This window comes from Sphingomonadaceae bacterium OTU29LAMAA1 (assembly GCA_024072375.1).
In the GTDB taxonomy this organism is placed as follows: domain Bacteria; phylum Pseudomonadota; class Alphaproteobacteria; order Sphingomonadales; family Sphingomonadaceae; genus Sphingomonas.
In genome coordinates this window covers 1,868,418-1,887,370 of sequence record CP099617.1, presented here as the reverse complement: position 1 = coordinate 1,887,370, position 18,953 = coordinate 1,868,418, and the positions used below count along the sequence as shown (strand labels likewise).

At 66.8% G+C, this 18,953-nt stretch carries 13 protein-coding genes; 5 read left to right on the top strand and 8 right to left on the bottom strand.

Going from position 1 to position 18,953, the window contains the following annotated elements:
* Positions 1 to 13: 13 nt before the first annotated feature.
* The 5 genes from NF699_09130 (at position 14) to NF699_09110 (ending at position 10,260) form a co-directional block, all read left to right on the top strand.
* Complete coding sequence (locus NF699_09130; GenBank protein USU06801.1) at positions 14 to 1,084, top strand: pectinesterase family protein; 1,071 nt, start codon at positions 14 to 16, stop codon at positions 1,082 to 1,084.
* 29 nt (positions 1,085 to 1,113) lie between these two features.
* Positions 1,114 to 4,677 carry a TonB-dependent receptor gene (locus NF699_09125; GenBank protein ID USU06800.1) on the top strand — a complete coding sequence of 1,188 codons (3,564 nt, stop codon included), beginning with the start codon at positions 1,114 to 1,116 and terminating at the stop codon, positions 4,675 to 4,677.
* 104 nt (positions 4,678 to 4,781) lie between these two features.
* A complete protein-coding gene (locus tag NF699_09120) occupies positions 4,782 to 6,035 on the top strand; it encodes a family 43 glycosylhydrolase (GenBank protein ID USU06799.1) in 1,254 nt (417 codons plus the stop codon).
* Positions 6,032 to 7,648 carry a family 43 glycosylhydrolase gene (locus NF699_09115; GenBank protein ID USU06798.1) on the top strand — a complete coding sequence of 539 codons (1,617 nt, stop codon included), beginning with the start codon at positions 6,032 to 6,034 and terminating at the stop codon, positions 7,646 to 7,648. The genes NF699_09120 and NF699_09115 overlap by 4 nt, the downstream gene beginning before the upstream one ends.
* On the top strand, positions 7,648 to 10,260 hold the full coding sequence (locus NF699_09110; protein ID USU06797.1) for a glycoside hydrolase family 3 C-terminal domain-containing protein: 2,613 nt from the start codon (positions 7,648 to 7,650) through the stop codon (positions 10,258 to 10,260). Before NF699_09115 ends, NF699_09110 begins: the two co-directional genes overlap by 1 nt.
* A 1-nt stretch (position 10,261) precedes the next feature.
* On the opposite strand, the gene NF699_09105 is transcribed toward NF699_09110, so the two are convergent.
* The 8 genes from NF699_09105 to purB all read right to left on the bottom strand — a co-directional run bounded on the left by NF699_09105 (position 10,262) and on the right by purB (position 18,743).
* On the bottom strand, positions 10,262 to 11,245 hold the full coding sequence (locus tag NF699_09105) for an SDR family oxidoreductase (GenBank protein ID USU06796.1): 984 nt from the start codon (positions 11,243 to 11,245) through the stop codon (positions 10,262 to 10,264).
* Positions 11,242 to 11,658 carry a cupin domain-containing protein gene (locus NF699_09100; protein USU06795.1) on the bottom strand — a complete coding sequence of 139 codons (417 nt, stop codon included), beginning with the start codon at positions 11,656 to 11,658 and terminating at the stop codon, positions 11,242 to 11,244. The genes NF699_09105 and NF699_09100 overlap by 4 nt, the downstream gene beginning before the upstream one ends.
* A 57-nt stretch (positions 11,659 to 11,715) precedes the next feature.
* Entirely contained in the window at positions 11,716 to 12,750 is a 1,035-nt protein-coding gene (locus tag NF699_09095; protein ID USU06794.1) for a c-type cytochrome, read from the bottom strand.
* The gene (locus NF699_09090; protein USU06793.1) at positions 12,747 to 13,313 is read right to left on the bottom strand and encodes a cytochrome c oxidase assembly protein; all 567 of its coding nucleotides are present in this window, start codon (positions 13,311 to 13,313) and stop codon (positions 12,747 to 12,749) included. The genes NF699_09095 and NF699_09090 overlap by 4 nt, the downstream gene beginning before the upstream one ends.
* A 101-nt stretch (positions 13,314 to 13,414) precedes the next feature.
* Positions 13,415 to 13,792, bottom strand: coding sequence for a hypothetical protein (locus NF699_09085; GenBank protein ID USU06792.1), 378 nt, complete (start codon positions 13,790 to 13,792; stop codon positions 13,415 to 13,417).
* Positions 13,789 to 16,299, bottom strand: coding sequence for a cytochrome c oxidase subunit I (gene ctaD, locus NF699_09080; GenBank protein ID USU06791.1), 2,511 nt, complete (start codon positions 16,297 to 16,299; stop codon positions 13,789 to 13,791). Before ctaD ends, NF699_09085 begins: the two co-directional genes overlap by 4 nt.
* Positions 16,296 to 17,261 (bottom strand): cytochrome c oxidase subunit II, encoded by a 966-nt coding sequence (gene coxB, locus NF699_09075; protein ID USU06790.1) that lies wholly within the window; start codon positions 17,259 to 17,261, stop codon positions 16,296 to 16,298. Before coxB ends, ctaD begins: the two co-directional genes overlap by 4 nt.
* 171 nt (positions 17,262 to 17,432) lie before the next feature.
* Positions 17,433 to 18,743, bottom strand: a complete 1,311-nt coding sequence (gene purB, locus NF699_09070) for an adenylosuccinate lyase (protein USU06789.1) — start codon at positions 18,741 to 18,743, stop codon at positions 17,433 to 17,435.
* Positions 18,744 to 18,953: the final 210 nt, after the last annotated feature.

The following is an 18,953-nucleotide window of genomic DNA, read 5'->3' as shown; positions in this document are numbered from 1 at the left end:
GGGAGAGGACGTGTTGGCATTACCGGTCCATATTCCGCGGCTTAGCTGCTCGCGGCGCCAGGCTGCGGCGACGATCGCGACGGTCGGCGGGATACTGACGACAATACCCGCTCTCGCCGCCAGGGCAGCGACCACGTTGCGGGTCGGTCGAAATGATACCGGTATCAACACCATTTCAGAGGCGCTTCGCCAGGCGGTGACGATCGCCGGTCCGGTCGAGATCGTGATCGCGCCGGGCACCTATCGCGAAAAGCTGACCGTCTCCGTTCCCGACGTAGTCCTCACCGCCGCCGGCCCCGGCGTCGTCATCGTCTATGGCGCCGCGGCAGGCCATATCGCGCCTGACGGCAAGCCGTGGGGCACCGGCCGCACGGGCACGATGATCGTCGAGGCCGCCGGCGTGACTCTGCGCGGCCTCACCATCCGCAACGATTTCGATTTCATCGCCGATACCGTCAGCCACGCCAGCGGCGGCGCGCAGGCGGTAGCGCTATCGCTGGCGCGCAGTGCTGATCGCGTGTTCGTCGATCGCTGCGTGATCGAGAGCTATCAGGACACGCTGTACGTCAACGCGCGGTCGCTGTTCCGCCGCTGCCGGATCGTCGGCGGCGTCGATTTCATCTTCGGCGGCGCCCCGGCGCTGTTCCAGAATTGCGCGATCGTCACCCGCTTCGTGCCCAACGCGTTGCAATCGGGTTATATCGCGGCGCCGAGCACGCTTGCCAACCAACGGTTCGGGCTGGTGTTCGACCGCTGCCATGTGACGCGCGAGGCGGGGGTGCCGGACCGGTCGGCCTGGCTCGGCCGGCCGTGGCGCGCTGGCGGCAACATGGCGATCATCGGCACCGCGGTGTTCCTGCGCTGTCGCCTCGATGCCCATATCAAGACCGACGGCTGGACCGCGATGGGCTTCACCGATCCCGCCGGGGTGCGCCGGATGCTGGAGCCGCAGCAGGCGCGATTGTTCGAATGGCGATCCACCGGACCGGGCGCTGCGCCCGCCGGGGCGAGCCGGCGACGATTGACCGACGCGGAGGCCGCCGCCTTCACGCCGGCCGCAATTCTACAAGGCTGGGCGCCGTGAGCGCACCGGCCAATCCACGGGAGACAATGATGACCTATACGACGACCGCATTGGCACGACTGGGAACGTCGCTCGGCGCCCTCGCATTGGCGAACCTGTTCGCACCCGCCGCTTACGCGCAGGATCAGGCGGCGCTGCAGGCCAGCCCGGCGCGCCCGACCGGGTCCGATCCCGCCGTCGATACCAGCGGCAATCCGACGCTGACGCCCGCGCCCGACGGTCCCTCGCGCGCGCTCGATACCGGCACGGACACGACACAGACCGCGTCGACCGCCGCGCAAACGGATGCCGGCGACACGTCGCAGGACATCGTCGTCACCGGTTTTCGCGCTTCGATCCAGAGTTCGCTGAACGACAAGCGCTATTCGGACGTGCAGATCGACGCGATCAACGCGCAGGATATCGCCGACTTCCCCGACGCCAACCTCGCCGAATCGTTGCAGCGCCTGCCCGGCGTCTCGATCGATCGCGACAATGGCGAAGGGCGCGGCATCACCGTCCGCGGTCTCGGCGGCGACTTCAACCGCACCCGCCTCAACGGCATCGAGGCGCTGTCGACCGCCGGATCGAACGATTCGGGCACCAGCCCGAACCGCAGCCGCTCGTTCGACTATTCGACCTTCGCCTCGGAATTGTTCAGCTCGCTGAAGGTGCAGAAGACGCCAATGGCGGAAACCGACGAAGGCTCGCTCGGCGCGACGATCGATTTGGAAACCGGGCGGCCGTTCGATTTCAAGGGCACGCGGATCGGCGGATCGGCCACCGCCAGCTACAACGAGAACAGCAAGAAGACGAACCCGCGCCTTGCCGGTCTCGCCTCGTTCCGCTTCGGTGCGGACAAGCGCATGGGCCTGTTGTTCTCGGGCGCCTACAACCGGACGATCAACGTCATCGACCAGTATAACCGCGGTGTCGGTGCGTCGGATTACCTCTACCGCAGCAGCCAGTTCGTCGGCGAGGGCGCCACCCAGCGCGCCGGTTTCTCGGCACCGGTCGGCACGCTCAACTACGCCAATCCCGATGCGACCGCGTTTCAGACCGGTTCCGATTCCGCCGCGTATGCCAAGCTCTATCCGGGCGCACCCTACAACACCCCCGGCCGCTTCGACGATTCCACCGTGCGCATCCCGGCACTGCCGGCGCTGACGCATCAGGTCGTTCGCAATCAGCGGCTGGGCCTCACCGGCGCGTACCAGTGGGACGTCACCGACAAGACCCGCGTCTCGATCGACGGCCTGTATTCGCGCTTCCACAACGAGAGCGAGAACAACCAGCTGTCGCCGGTCGGCCTCAACCGCAACAACACCAATGCCGCCTACAACACGGCGAACGGCCGGCTGACGCCGATCGCCGCACGTGCGGCCTATCCCGGCCTGTGCACGCCCGCCGCGGGCAGCGACATCGCGGTGTCGCAGGATTGCGGCCAGTCGCTGTACGGGACGACGCCTGCGTTTGCCACCGCGCTCAACGCGCAGGGGCAGCGCGTGGCGTCGGTGCTGGGCAGTGCGGCCGTCGTGCCGGGCGGCGTCAATCCGACCAACGCCAACATCTTCTCGACCAACCCGTTCAACCTCGATCCGTACGATTATTACAACAACCCGAATTCGGTGGGGTACATCCCGTCGAGCAACGGCCTTGCCTATCGCGGCCAGCTGATCGGCCGTCCGGGGGTGGACGTGCTCGACGCCAACGTCACCAACGGCCTCGCGGACTATCTCAAGCTGCGTAACGTCGACATGCGCTCGGCGGTCGATTACTCAGAATACACCACCAAATTCTGGCAGGGCACGTTCCGCCTCGATCACGAATTCACCGACAATTTCAAAATGGCTGCAATCTATGGCCGGTCGAAATCGACCAATGCCTCGACCGGGTTGCTGGTCGAATTCAATCGGATGGATTCGCCGCAGACCTTCACTTTCGACGATCGCGCCGGCGGCAACATGCCGGTGATGGACTTCGGCTTCGACGTCGCCGATCCCGCCAATTGGCAGACGGTGAAGGGCTTCTCGGCGATCCGCCACTATCAGCGCTACGTCAAGAACACCTATGAATCGATCCGCGCCGATTTCGACTGGCGGGTCAACGACCAGTTCAACGTCGGCTTCGGCGGGACGCTGCGCCGCTTCGGCTTCTTCACGTCGCAGGGCGAACGCAACACCGACACGCTCAACCCGACCCTGCTCGAAGCCGGTTCGACCACCGCGGAGAACAGCAAGGTCGTGCCTTTCGGCCAGGGCCTGCAAACCCCCGCCGGCACGGTGACGAGCTTCCTCGTCCCCGACCTCGCCAAATTCAACGACCTGCTCGGTTTCCAGTGCGACTGCATCAACAAATACGGCGACTGGCGCCTGACCACCAAGCGCAACGGCGGCTCGGCCACCTTCGGCGTCGATGAATACGACAAGGGCCTGTATCTGCAGTTCGACTTCAATACCGAAGTCTTCGGCCGGTCGCTGCGAGGTAATGCAGGCACCCGCGTCGCCTTCACCAGCGTGACGTCAAACGGCACGTCACAGGCGGGGCGTCCGATCATCGGAACCAACGACTATACCGACTGGCTGCCGTCGTTGAATCTTAATTACGAAATCGTGCCCGACCTGATCCTGCGTTTCGGTGCATCGAAGGTAATGGCGCGCCCATTGCTCGGCAATCTGTCGCCGACGATCACCTCGATTTCGATCCCGAACAACGGCGACAACCAAGGTGCCTCGTTCACCATCGGTAATCCGAAGCTCGCGCCGTTCCGGTCGAGCAACCTCGATCTTAGCGCCGAATGGTATTTCACTCGCAGCAGCCTGATCTCGGTCGCGGCGTTCCAGAAGGACATCTCGAACTTCCCGCAGACGGTGTTGTTCGCCGCGCCGCTGTCGCAATTCGTCGACGATGCAACGCGGGCGGCGATCCGCGCGCAATATACCAACGTCAACCAGCTGGCGTATCTGGATGCCAACTTTCCATTCGTCGCGCGCCAGTATCGCGATGCGCCGGGTGGTTACATCAAGGGCATCGAATTCAACTTTCAGCAGAATTTGACGTTCCTGCCGTGGGCGTTCCGCAACCTCGGCGTGCTGTTCAATTATACGCACATCAAGTCGGAACTGAACTACATACTTGATCCAGGTGCGGTCAGCGCGGCGGGCGTGCAAACCCGGCCGCAGGTGCTGGGGCAGGGGCCGTTCCTCGGGGTGTCGCCGGATGCTATCAATGCGACCTTATTTTACGAGACGAAGGTGTTTCGTGCTCGCGTGTCGGTGGCGCAGCGTGCGGGGTACAGCACGACGTATCCGCTGGCGGCGGGATCGTGCAGCCCGGGGCTGACTACTGTCGGCGGTGGCGTCGTCAACGGCGTGGTCACCGAGACCGTCGGCTGCGACAGCCCGCTGATCAACGACTTCGGCTTCAGCCGTTCGACCACCAACGTCGATGCGTCGATCAACATCAACCTGATGAAGGGCCTGTCGATCTCCGCCGAAGGGCTCAACCTAACCAACCAGACCAGCAACCGCTTCGCCTATGACGGGCAGGAGGCCGTGTCCCAATACGGCAGCTCCGGTCGCGTCTATCGCGTCGGTGCGCGGTTCAGCTTCTGATCTTCGCTTTACCGTACCTCCCTACCTCCCCGGGGGGAGTTCCTCTGGCCCCGCCGACCGGCAACGACGGGCGGGGCCCCTTTTTTTTCAGGGAGACGACGGGCATGAAACGACGCGACGTGCTGATCGGCGGACTGGCGCTTGCAGGCAGCGCCGCGGCCCGGCCGCTGCTCCAGACGGCAGTGCCCTACGGTCCGGCGCCTCTGCCCGGTACGAAGCGGGCGGCGGATGCCGACGACAGCGGGCGGATCATCCCGGCTCCGCCAAGGAATTACTGGCCGTTCAGCGGCGTCAGCGGGGCCGGAAGACGCGCCACCGCGGCGAGCGCCAGCGGCGGCTGGACCAGCGGCATGCCCGACGTCCGCTACAAGGGGCCGGGTCGCCCACGCTACCCGGTGGCACCATGGAACGACTCCGATGCCGGCACCGCGGTGAAGGCCGGGCTGCTGCCCCGTATCCGTCCGCTGCACGACGCCCACATCCGCGACACGATCGTCTGCCCCGGCGGCGACGGCTATTATTACATGACCGGATCGACCGGCGACAACATCTGGGCGGTCAACGACGGCGTCGAGCTGTGGCGTTCGAAGGATCTGGACAGCTGGGAATATCGCGGCCTCGTCTGGTCGATCGAGCGCGACGGCGTATGGGAAAAGAACTGGCGGATGCGCGCCGGCGTGCCGTTCCGCGCGCTCTGGGCGCCCGAGATCCACTTCATCCGTGGCAATTACTACATCTGCCATTCGATGAGCCGCGCCGGTCTTGCGGTGCTGAAGAGCACAACGGGCAAGGCGGAGGGGCCGTACGTCCACGCCTTTTCGCCCGACGCGCCGATCCGCCGCAGCATCGATGCGACGCTGTTCGACGACGGCAAGTCGGTGTGGCTGACCTATGGGTCGGCGGAAGAGATCGTCCGGCTGAAGGACGATCTGTCCGGCCTCGCCGGCGACTGGCAGAAGATGACGGCGACCGAATGGGACAACGATCCCCGCCATCACCGCAGCCCGTGTGCCCCCGAAGGTTGCCGCAAGTTCGGCTATGAGGGCGCGACGATGTTCCAACGCGACGGCGTCTTCTATCTCGGCGTCGTCGACCGGTACGAGGGGCGCTATTCCTTCCGCATCTGGATGAGCGACACGCCTACCGGTCCGTGGCGCGAACCGCACGAAGGCGCGCCGTGCTGCGGCGGCGGCAACATCTTTCGCGACCGGCAGGGGCGCTGGTGGCAAACGTTCTTCGGTAACGACGAGGCGAGCCATTTCCGCGAGAAACCCGGTATCGTCCGGATCGATTTCGACGCACGCGGCCATGTCGTCGTGCATCGCGACCAGCCTTTTCTGATCCAGGAGCCAGCATGACCGAATTCAACAGGCGCGACGCATTCGGGCTCGCGCTCGCCGGCGGCGCGGCGCTGATCCCCGGCGCGCCGGCAGCAGCGGCCGAAAGGGCGGCACCCGATTGCATCCGCCCGTTCGACGCCAGCTGGCGTCGCGGGTTCGACGGGCAGCGGATCGCCGATCTGGGCGATGGCCGCTTCCTCAACCCGCTGATCGGCGGCGACCGGCCCGATCCCGCCATCCTGAAGGATGGCGCGGATTATTACATGACCTTCTCCAGCTTCGACAGCTATCCGGGGCTGACGATCTGGCACAGCCGCGACCTCGTCAACTGGCGCCCGCGCACCGCCGCGCTGACGCGAAACATCGGCTCGGTCTGGGCGGTCAGCCTCGAAAAGCACAACGGCCGCTACTTCCTGTACATCCCGACCAAGGCAAGCCCGAACGACATCTACGTCATCACCGCCGAGACTATCGACGGGCCGTGGTCCGACCCGGTGAGCCTGGGGCTGCATAGCCATATCGATCCCTGCCACGCGGTCGGCGAGGACGGGTCGCGCTGGCTGTTCCTGTCCGGCGGCGACCGCATCCGCCTGTCCGACGACGGGCTGTCGACGGTCGGCAAGGTCGAGCATGTCTATGACCCGTGGCGCTATCCCGACGATTGGGATGTGGAGGGTTTCAGCCCCGAAGGACCCAAGATCCACCGCCACAACGGCTGGTTCTACATGATCACGGCGGTCGGCGGCACGGCCGGACCACCCACCGGACATATGGTGATCGTCGCGCGGTCGCGGTCGATCCACGGCCCGTGGGTCAACGACCCAGGCAATCCGATCGTCCGGACGGTGTCGAACGACGAGAAATGGTGGTCGCGCGGCCATGCAAGCCTCGTTCAGGCGCCCGACGGCAGCTGGTGGTCGGTCTATCACGGGTTCGAGAACGGCTTCTGGACGCTCGGACGGCAGGTGCTGCTCGACCCCGTTCGCTGGACAGCCGATGGCTGGTTCCGGATGACCGGCGGCGATTTGTCGAAACCGTTGCCGAAGCCCAAGGGCGGGCAGGCTGGCGCGCACGGGCAGCCGCTGTCGGACGACTTTTCGGCGCCGCTCAAGCTTGGCGCGAAGTGGAATTTCTTCCGCCCCGGCCCGAACGAACGCGACCGTATCCGGATCGAGAAAGGCGCATTGGTGCTGAAGGCGACGGGCAAGGCGCCCAGCGATTCCTCGCCGCTGATGCTGATCGCCGGGGATCAGGCGTATGAGTTCGAATGCGATGTCGAGATCGCGCCCGGCGGTACCGCGGGGCTCGTCCTGTTCTACGACGACCAGCTCTATTGCGGCCTCGGGTTCGACGAGAAGCGCTTCGTCACGCACCAATACGGGATCGAACGCGGCCGGCCCACCAATCCGCATGGTCGCCGCATGATGCTGCGGATCGCCAACAAGCGGCATATCGTCGCGATCCATACCTCCGGCGATGGCGGCAAGACGTGGCAGCGCTTCGACCGCGGTATGGAGGTGTCGGGCTATCACCACAACGTCCGCGGCGGCTTCCTGATGCTGCGGCCCGGCCTCTATTCGGCAGGCACTGGCGAGGCGCGATTCCGCAACTTCCGGTTCCGCACGCTGTGATGCGGCTCGCCGCTGCGCTGCTGCTCGGCACGGCGAGCGCCGCGGCGGCGCAGGACATGCCGTTCCGCGATCCGGCGCTATCGGCGGAACGGCGGGCCGCCGATCTGGTCGCCCGGATGACGCTGGCGGAAAAAGCGGCGCAGCTGAAGGACAGCGCGCCGGCGATCCCGCGGCTCGGCATTCCCGCCTATGCGTGGTGGAGCGAGGGGCTGCACGGCGTCGCGCGCGCGGGCAATGCCACCGTGTTTCCGCAGGCGATCGGGCTGGCCGCGACGTGGGACGCGGCGCTGGTGCATCGCACGGCGGACGTGATCGCCACGGAATTTCGGGCGAAATACCTCGCCTCGCGCCATCCCGACGGCAGTTCGGATCGCTATCGCGGACTCACCGTCTGGTCGCCCAACGTCAACATCTTCCGCGATCCGCGCTGGGGGCGCGGGCAGGAGACGTTCGGCGAGGATCCCTATCTGACCTCGCGGCTCGGCGTCGCGTTCATCACCGGCCTGCAGGGACCCGATCCCGCCCATCCCAAGACGCTCGCCGTCGTCAAGCATTTCGCCGTCCACAGCGGGCCGGAGGCGGATCGGCACAAGGACGACGTGCACCCGTCCGCGCACGACCTGGAGGATACCTACTTGCCCGCTTTCCGCGCCGCGGTGACCGAGGCGAAGGTACAGGGGCTGATGTGCGCCTATAACGCCGTCGACGGCGTGCCCGCCTGCGCCAGTCCGCTGCTCCAGCGTCGCGTGCGGACGCAATGGGGGTTCGCCGGCCATATCGTGTCCGATTGCGCGGCGATCGCCGATCTGTTCCTGCCGACATCGCACCATTACGTGGCGACGCCCGAACGCGCGGTCGCTGCGGCGGTGAACGCCGGCACCGACCTGATCTGCGCCGAATTCGGGCGCGACAAAAGTGCCGACCCGGGTATCGTCGTCGATGCGGTACGGCAGGGGCTGCTAACACCGGAGACGCTCGACCGCGCGGTAACGCGGTTGTTCGAGGCGCGCTTTCGCCTGGGGCTGCTCGACGGCGGGACGTTCGGCGGTATCGGCAAGGCCGACTTCGACACGCCCGCGCACCGGGCAGAGGCGCTCGATGTCGCGCGCAAATCGATGGTGCTGCTCAAGAACGACGGCCTGCTGCCGATCAAAGGCGATCCGCGCCGGATTGCGGTCATCGGACCCAATGCGGATTCGGTCGATGCGCTGGTCGGCAATTACAACGGCACGCCATCCGATCCGGTGACGGTGCTGGCGGGACTGCGACAACGCTATCCTGCCGCCACGATCGATTTCGTCGAAGGCACCGGCCTGATCGGCCCACCGCTGAAACCTGTGCCGGCGACCGCACTATGCCTTGACCCGGCATGTGCCGCACCCGGTGTGAAGGTCGAGGAATTCGGCAACATTGCGCTCACCGGCCAGCCGGTCCGCGCCGCGACCGGGCAGAGCGTACGGTTCGGCTGGGGGCGTCCCGAACGGCGCGAGCGCGCGACTTCGATCCGCTGGACCGGGTATCTCGCCGCCGCGGAGACGGGACCCTATCGCTTCCGCCTCAACGGCGACGGCGGCTACCGCATCCGCGTCGCTGGAAAGACCGTAGTCGATGCCTGGGACGCCGCCGATCCCGCCTCGATCGCCGATGGCGAGATCGCGCTGATCGCAGGCAAACGCTACCAGATCGTCGTCGAGGCGATCCAGACCGGCGCGCGCGGCGACCAGAGCCTCGAGTGGAGCAATGTCGGCGCGCGCGACGATGCCGCCGTGGCCGCCGCACGCGACGCCGATCTCGTCGTGTTCGTCGGCGGGCTGACCGCGAAGCTGGAGGGCGAGGAGATGAGGGTCCGCGCGCCCGGTTTCGCCGGCGGCGACCGCACCAGCCTCGACCTGCCCGCGCCGCAGCAGGCGCTGCTCGAACGCCTGCAGGCGACAGGTAAACCGCTGGTGCTCGTGCTGATGAACGGCAGCGCCCTAGGGGTCGAATGGGCGGACAAGCACGTGCCGGCGATCGTCGAGGCCTGGTATCCGGGCGGGGAGGGCGGTCGCGCCGTCGCCGGGCTGATCGCGGGCGACTTCAGCCCGGCGGGACGCCTGCCGGTGACCTTCTACCGCAACGTCGGCCAATTGCCGCCGTTCAAGGATTACGCGATGACGGGGCGCACCTACCGCTACTTCGCGGGCGATCCGCTGTACCCGTTCGGCCACGGCCTCAGCTACACCCGCTTCGCCTATGCTGCGCCGACGCTCGACAAGACGCACCTGCGTGCAGGCGCGAGTGCTGTCGTAACGACGCGTGTCACCAACACCGGTGCCCGCGCCGGCGACGAGGTCGTGCAGCTGTACGCGTCGCGCGCGCTGGCCGGCGCGCCGATCCGCGCGCTCGTCGGCTTCCAGCGGATCCATCTTAAGCCGGGTGAAAGCCGCGAGGTTCGCTTCGTCGTCGATCCACGCGGGATGAGCCACGTCGACACGGCGGGACGACGCGCCGTCGTTCCCGGCCCGATCGACCTGTGGGTCGGTGGTGGTCAGCCGGCGACGGAGGCGCAGCGGCCTCGCGTCCCCGGCGGCATGGTCCGGCTGACCGTGACCGGCAGCAAGCGCCTCGACTGATTCAGCGCCGCCGTCGCCACAGCCACCCGCCGATGGCAGCGAGCCCAACCGCTGCGCCGGCACTCGCCGCCGCGGCTGCCTTGCGCCGCCGCTCGGGATGCCGGCGACCGCCGTCGGGACCGCTGGGCGCTGCGGGAGGATCGAATACCGCGCCCGGCGTGTCCTCGCCGCGATCCGCCCTGGTCGACCAGACGTCCATGAAGCCGTTCATGATCGCCGCGCCCAGATTGGGGGCGGCGAACTGGCCCAGCTTCAGCGCCAGTCCGGGCGCACCGACGACCGTGGTGTTGCGGGGATACCGCGCAAGCCGGACGACCGCCTTCGCGACCGTCTCGGGTGCCAGCGCACCGGGCGGCAGCGACAACCGCGCACCGGTGTAATTGCCCGCATGGTCGATGCCGGGCGTGTCGACGAACGTCGGGTAGACGTCGCAGATGTGGATGCGCGGCTTTTTCGACACCTCGCCGCGCAACGCCTCGCTGAATCCGCGCAGGCCGAATTTGCTGGCGGAATAAGCGGCGGCATAGGGCGTCGCCAGGAAACCGCCGACCGAGATCATGTTGACCCAGGTGCCGTGGCCCTGCGCGAGGAAGATCGGCAGCACGGCATGCGCATCGTTCATGTGGCTCAGCAGATTGGCCTCGACCACGCGGGTGTGATCGGCGATCGGCACGTCCTGATAGCGGCCGACGACGCCGACGCCGACGCAGCTGAACCACAGGTCGATGCCGCCCAGCCGATCCCTCGCGGCCGTCGCGACGGCGGCGACGGCGGCGGCATCGGTGGTGTCGACCACCTGCACTTCCGCCGTGCCACCCGCATCGCGGCAGCGCCGGGCGATATCGTCGAGGCCTGCCGCCCCGCGCGCGCCGAGGAACAGGCTGGCGCCCTGTCTGGCGAAAGCGATGGCGGTCGCGGCGCCGATCCCGCTCGATGCGCCGGTAATGACGACGCGCGGGGCGGGGCGGGGAGCGGGAGCGCTCACCGGCCGACCGCGTCCTTCACGGCATCGGCGACTTTCGACAACAGTCCCTTCTCGGCCTCTTCCGCCTCGGCCTTGGTCTTGAACGCCGCGCCTTCGGGTTCGGCGGGCGGCGCGTAGACCGAAAACAGCTTGAGCGGGCCCGATCCCTTGTTGACGATGTTGTGCTCGGCGCCCTTGGGCACGACGACGAGGTGGTTCGGCGTCGCCTTGGTCGAATGCCCGTCGATCGTCACCTGCGCCTCGCCCTCGACGATATAGGTCGTCTGGTCGGCGGGATGCGTCTCGGTGCCGATCTCTTCGCCGACGGGGATGTTCATCAGCACGATCTGCACCTTGGCGTCGCGATACACCTCTTTCTGCCAGAGCGTGTTGCGGCCCGCGAGATCGACCATGTCCTTGTTGAAGATCGCCATGATGTGATGTCCTTATCCTGTTCGGGACAGGGACGAACGAGGCGGCGGCGCGTTCCGTCAGCGCGTGGATCGACCGGCGAGGTAACGGGCGAGCGGATCGATCATCGCGTCGGGGATGCGGCGCGCGATCACCGGCATCGTCGCGTGGCTCTTGCGCGCATCCACGACCGTCTCCTCGCCGCGCCAGTGCCGCAGCCGTTGCGCGATATACCCGGCGCGCTGGCCGGCGAGCACCGGATAGTCCTTGCCCGCGGTGTGGCAGCTGGCGCAGGCGGGCAGCTGAAGCTTCGGCAGTCCCTGTTCGACGATCCTCGCCGCGGCGGCATCGTTGCCCGTCGGGGATGCGCCGAGGCCGGGCATCGCGGCGAAGCGGCGCGCGGCGTCGTCCATCTCGGCCGGATCCATCCGCATCGCAACCTGCTGCATCACCGCGCTTGACCGCTTGCCGCTCGCATAGCCCTGCAACGCGGCGAGCAGGTATGCAGGCTTTTGCCCACCGAGCAAGGGAATGTCGCGCGCACCCCGCCCCTTGCCGTCGGCGCCGTGACAACCGGTGCAGGTGGCCAGATCCGCGCCCGGATCCGCCTCGGCGACGAGCGCATCATATTGCGCGGCGGTCATACCCGGCAGGCGACGGACGAAGGCGACCATGCGGCGCACCTCGTCGGGCCGGTCCTGCACCGCCCACGCCGGCATGCCGGTATATTTGACGCCGTGCTGCAGGATCCAGAACAGCTGCTTGTCGCTCCATTCCTTCGCATTGACCGCGAGGTCGGGGGCGGGGGGCGTCGCTGCCTGCATCACCGGCGCGGGCCTGACGCCCGGCGCGCCGTGACAGATCGAACAGGCGTTGGCGAAATGCCCGGCGGCGCTGACCATGCCGCTGTGGTCGGCGGGATCGTCGGGGCTGGTCACGGCCGCGTAGGTCCGTACCGAATTGCGCATCGTCCAGTGCAGGAACCAGTCGGTGATCGGCCAATGTCCGCTCGATGCCGCAATGTTGAACAGCCCGGACCAGGCGAACAGCATCCCCGCCGCGGCCAGCCCGACCAATGTCGCGACCGCGCGCGCCCAGGTGATGCGGATGGTCATACGGCGCGTGCCTCCGGGCGGGTCTGGAGCAATCGACCGAGCATCGCGAGCCCGCCGAGCAGATAGGCGATGCCGCCGACCAGCAGCATGACCACACCGGCGAGTTGCTGGTCGGCCAGCGCGTCGGCGCCGTGATGCATGTAGAGCGGACGGGGTGCGAGGCCGATCAGCGCGCCCAGCAGCGTCATGTGCATAGACGTGACCAGCAACGCACCGACGCCGGCCGCGCCGTGTCGTGGCGCGAGGACGGCGGACCACAGCAGCAGGCCGGCGGCGAGGAAGCTCGCCTGTTCGACGACGAGTGCAACCGGATGATGCGCGGCGAGGCTGCGCAGGGCAGGCACGTGCCAGCCCCACACCACCACCGCCTCGATCATCGCTGCGGGCAAGGGAGAGGCGAGCCGCGGCCAGCGGGTCGCGGGATCGAACCGCCCTCCCTGCACTCCGACCGCAATCAACGGTGCGGCGACGGCGACCGCGATCATGTGCGCCGCCATATGACCGGTCATGCCGTAGCCGCTCAGCACCCAGCCGATGGGCAGCAGCGCCAGACCTATCACCAACGCCCCCCGTGCTCCTGCGAACGCAGGAGCCCAGGACCGCAAGCGTTGCCCCCGGTCACTCTGGGCTCCTGCGTTCGCAGGAGCACGGGGCGGCACACCGCTCACCGGCAATCGCTCAGTACGATGACCGGCGCGGCGGTAAACACCACCGCGATGAAGCTCAGCCCCGACAGCAGCAGCGTCGAATAAGCGATGAAGCGCAAGCGATCGACATCCGTCCCGCTGTCATGCGGTGCAGGCTCGCCCGGCGTGCGCGCCTGCTGCCATGCGATCAGCCCTGCGGCGACGATGACCAGCAACGCTATGACCGTCCCGATCGCGAAAGCGGTCGGAAACCGCGCCCATTCGCCCAGCTTGGCGCACGACACCGCCGCCCACAAATACGAGAACAGGAAATGCACCGCCCATGTCGTCGGCGGTACGATCAGCGTCCACAGCGTGACGCGCAGGCTGCGCGCGCGCTTGACCAGCCGCCTCACAGCCCCGCCTCCGGGAACAGCCCGATCGTCAGGTAGGCCACCAATGCCGTAAGTGCGAAGAAATGCTGGTAGACGGTGATGTTGCGCAGATCGGCATCGTGCGTCGGCGTCATCCGTCCGGCGAAGCTGCGGGCCAGCGTGTAGAGCTGCATCACCACGCCGACCGCGGCATGCGCGACGGTCCAGATCACCAGCACATAGACGATCGCCGGATAGACGTTCGCCTTGGGATCGAGGCCGGACAGCCCCCGCAGACCGGCAAAGATGCTGATTCCTGCCAGCACCGCACCAGCGATCAGCAGCATCCTTGCCGGCAAGACCTGCGCCCGCGCATTCAGTTCGCGCGCCGCCACCGTCGTCGCCCAGCTCGCCAGCGAAAGCGCCAGCGCGACCATCGGCCAGTACACGCCCGGCCTGTCGAACCCGGCGCCGAAATCGGGATGGATCGTCCAGTAGAAATAATAGCCGAACACCAGCCCCGAAAACGCCGTCGCATCCGCCATCATCGTGATGAACATCGCCCACCAGCCCGGCGCGGCGGGACCGGAGATATACAGCGGCAGGTCGATGCCATGGCCGATCCCCTTCTCCGGCTTCTCCGGGATCTCGGCGGTATCCCACAGCCACCACAAGACGCACGCCAGCGTCGCCACGCCGCTCAGCGCCGCGAGAAGGTACAGATGATAGGTCGTCAGGATGAACACCGCGCCCAGCGCGACGGCGGTCATCATCGGCTTGACGCTCGGCGTACCCAGCCGGATCACCGACACCGGCTTGGCGTCGAGGACCGAGGTGATGATCGTCTCACGTCGCCCTTCCTCCGCATCGGGCAGGAAGAAGCGGCCTTCGTCGACCTTGGCGACGAAGCCCGGCTGGTCCCAGATCGGATAGCGGCTCTCGATCAGCGGCACCGATCGGATGCCCCAATCCTCGTCCTCGGGCAGCGCCAGCCATTCGAGCGTGCCGGCGTTCCACGGATTGCGCGCCGCCTTCTTGCGCGTCGGCGACAGTGCGAGATCGACGACCAGCACGGCGACGCCGGTCGCGAACAGATACGATCCCAACGTCGAGGCGAGGTTGAGCCAGCCGATATTGAGATCGGCCGGATAGGTGAACACCCGCCGCGGCATCCCCTCCAGCCCCGACAGATGCATCGGGAAGAAGGTGAGGTTGACGCCGACGAACATGATCCAGAACGCGATCCGCCCCAGCCGGTCGCTCAGTTTCTTGCCGGTGATCAGCGGCCAATAATAATACAGCCCCCCGAACAGCGGCAGCAACGTCCCGCCGATCAGCACGTAATGCAGGTGCGCGACGACGAAATAGGTGTCGTGCGCCTGCCAGTCGAACGGCGCGATCGCGACCATCACGCCGGTGAGGCCGCCGATGACGAACACCGCGAGGCTGCCGCTGGCGTAGAGCAACGGCGTCGACCATTTCACCTTGCCCGCCCACAGGGTCGCGATGAACGCGAATATCTGCACGCCGGTCGGGATCGCGACGGCTTCGGACGCGGCGGAGAAGAAGGCGAGACTGATCTTCGGCAGCCCGGTCGCGAACATGTGGTGGACCCACAGCCCGAACGACAGGAATGCGGTGCCGACCGCCGCCAGCACGATCCACGGATAGCCGAGCAGATGCCGTTGCGCGAACGTCGGGATCAGCATCGCGAACAGCGCGATCGACGGCAGGAAGACGATGTAGACTTCCGGATGGCCGAAAATCCAGAACAGATGCTGCCACAGCAGCGGATCGCCGCCCTTGGCCGCGTCGAAGAACGGCCAGCCGAGCAGCCGCTCCATCTCGAACAGCAGGTCGCCCGCGATCAGTGGCGGGAAGGCGAACAGGATCATCACCGCGACGACCAAGATGTACCAGGCGTAGAGCGGCATCAGGTTGAGCCGCATGCCGGGCGGCCGGCATTTCAGCACGCCGACGATCAGTTCGACCGCGGCGGCGACCGACGACACCTCGATGAAGCTGAGCCCCAGCATCCAGATGTCGGCACCGAGCCCCGACAGGTCGGTGCGCGTCGTCAGCGGCGGGTACATGAACCAGCCGCCATCGGGCGCGGCGTTGAAGAAGATCGACCCGCCGACGAACACGCCGCCGAGCAGGAAGCTCCAGTAACCGAACGCGGAGAGGCGCGGGAAGGGGAGGTCGCGCGCGCCCAGCAACTGCGGCAGCAGGATGATCGACACCGCTTCGAACATCGGCACGGCGAACAGGAACATCATCATCGAGCCGTGCAGCGTGAACAGCTGGTTGAAGGTGTTCGCGCTGACGAGGTCGTTCTCCGGCACCGCCAATTGCGTGCGCATGATGAGCGCCAATACGCCCGCGAACAGCATGAAGCCGAACGCGGTCAGCGTGTACCAGACGCCGATCCGGTTGTTGTTGACGTCGGTCCAGCGGAAGAACCAGCCCGACGGCGGCTTCCACACTTCGCGCAGCCGCTCTTCCTGCGCCTTGCGGAGTTCCGGATCGTCCTGTGTGTGGAGGCTCATTGCAGGCCCTGCAGATAGCGGGCGATGGCGACGGCCTCACCTTGCGAGAGATGGGGGAAGGCGGGCATGCGCACGCCCGGCTTGGTGGTCTGCGGATGGCGGATGAAGCCCGCGACATTGGCGGTGGTCATCGGCAGGATACCCGCCGCCAGCGTCGGTCGCGCGCCGAAATGCGTCAGGTCGGGGCCGATCCGTCCGTTCGCTTGCGTGCCGCGGATCGCGTGGCAGGCGTTGCAGCCGTTGGCGGCGAACAGCCTTGCGCCGTCACCGCGCGCTGTCGCCGGTCGGCGCTGGTCGGCCAGCCATGTGTCGAACGCGGCAGGCTCCATCGCCACCACGTCCATCGCCATCAGCGCGTGGCTCAACCCACAGAATTCGGCGCATTGACCACGATATCGTCCGGCCTTTTCGGCGCGAACGACCAACGTGTTGGTGCGACCCGGGATCATGTCCATCTTGCCGGCGAGGCCGGGTATCCAGAAGCTGTGGAGAACGTCTGCGGCGGTCAGGCGAAATGCGACGGTGCGGCCGACGGGGATCCGGACTTCGTTGGCACTCTCGACCGGCGCGGCCCCGGCAGGGCGATAGACGACGCGCCACCAGAATTGCTCGCCCTCTACCGCGATGTTGAGATCGGCGGGTCCGACAGGGCGGGGCTTCATGTAAGGCAACGACCAGACCAGCAGCCCGAGCAGCACGACCGTCGGGCTGATACCGCCGAGCCACAGCACCAGCCGCATGCCCTTGTCGTGCGTCAGCTCGCCCTCCGGCGCGCGCACCGCATGTCGCATCAGCAGGGCGACGCCGGTCGCGATGACCACGGCGCCGGCCAGCATGATGAGGAACAGGTGGCGAATGTCGACGGCATCCGCACCGAACGGCGCCAGCGTCGATTGATGCGTGTTGCAGGCGGACAGCAACACAGCCGTCACACCGACCAACGTGAATATTCGCCCCCGCATCAACCCCGTAACGCATCGGGTCCGAAACGGTTCGGTGGCATGCGCACGTTTCCTGTTACGAAACGTTGCCGGGCGGCGCTCGCTTGCGCACGGGGAGGGCGGCATCGGCGAGCCGGCCCTCCCGTTCGGCTGGCGACCCGCCCACCTTGCCCGACCGGGCGAAATCCCGCGTCAGCCGAATACGCGCGCGAAAATCGTATCGACGTGTTTGAGATGATAGCCGAGGTCGAACTTCTCCTCGATCTGCTCCGCCGGCAACGCCGCGGTCACCTCCGGATCGGCCTTCAGCAGGTCGAGCAGCGATAGCGCGCCGTCCGATTCCCACACCTTCATCGCATTGCGCTGCACCAGCCGGTACGAATCCTCGCGGCTCACCCCCGCCTGCGTCAGCGCCAGCAGCACGCGCTGCGAATGGACGAGGCCGCCCATCTTGTTGAGGTTCTTTTCCATCCGTTCGGGATAGACGAGCAGCTTGTCGATCACGCCGGTCAGCCGCGCCAGCGCGAAGTCGAGCGTGATCGTCGCGTCCGGGCCGATGTACCGCTCCACCGACGAATGCGAGATGTCGCGTTCATGCCACAGCGCCACATTCTCCAGCGCCGGCGTGACATAGCCGCGCACCATCCGGGCGAGGCCGGTCAGGTTCTCGGTCAGCACCGGGTTGCGCTTGTGCGGCATCGCCGACGAGCCCTTCTGGCCGGGCGAGAAATACTCTTCGGCTTCCAGTACTTCGGTACGCTGGAGGTGGCGGACCTCCGTCGCCAGCCGCTCGATCGACGACGCGATCACGCCCAGCGTCGCAAAGTACATCGCATGCCGGTCGCGCGGGATGACCTGCGTCGAGACGGGTTCGACCGACAGGCCGAGCTTGGCGGCGACATGCTCCTCGACCGACGGGTCGATGTTGGCGAAGGTGCCGACCGCGCCGGAGATCGCGCAGGTGGCGATGTCCGCCCGCGCCGCGATCAGCCGCGTCTTGCAGCGGTCGAATTCGGCATAGGCCTGCGCCAGCTTCAGCCCGAACGTCACCGGTTCGGCGTGGATGCCGTGGCTACGACCGATCGTCGGCGTCATCCTGTGTTCGATCGCACGGCGCTTGAGCACCTCCAGCAACCGGTCGAGGTCGGCGAGCAGGATGTCGGACGCCTGCGCCAGCTGCACCGCCAGTGCGGTGTCGAGCACGTCGGACGAGGTCATGCCCTGATGCATGAAGCGCGCCTGATCGCCGACATTGTCCGCGACCCAGGTCAGGAAGGCGATGACGTCGTGCTTGGTGACCGCCTCGATCGCGTCGATCGCGGCGACGTCGATCGCGGGGTTGGTGTTCCACCATGCCCACAGCGCCTGTGCGGCTTCATTCGGCACGACGCCCAGCTCGGCGAGCGCGTCGGTGGCGTGTGCCTCGATCTCGAACCAGATGCGGAAACGGTTCTCAGGCGTCCAGATCGCGGTCATCTCGGGGCGGGAATAGCGGGGGACCATGATGTTCCTTCGTCCTGATGGGCGCACGGCTCGTCGTGTCGAAAACGGTACGAATCGCGGATTTCCGCGGGGCAGTAGCAGTGTGGGCGTTCGGCCACAAACCTGCCGATGCGGAACCATTGCAATCAATAGATCATTTCCCACTTCAAGTAAGCGTGGCGGCCGGCGTAATCGAGCCGCTACAAGTTTCATGAACAACGATGGGAGACA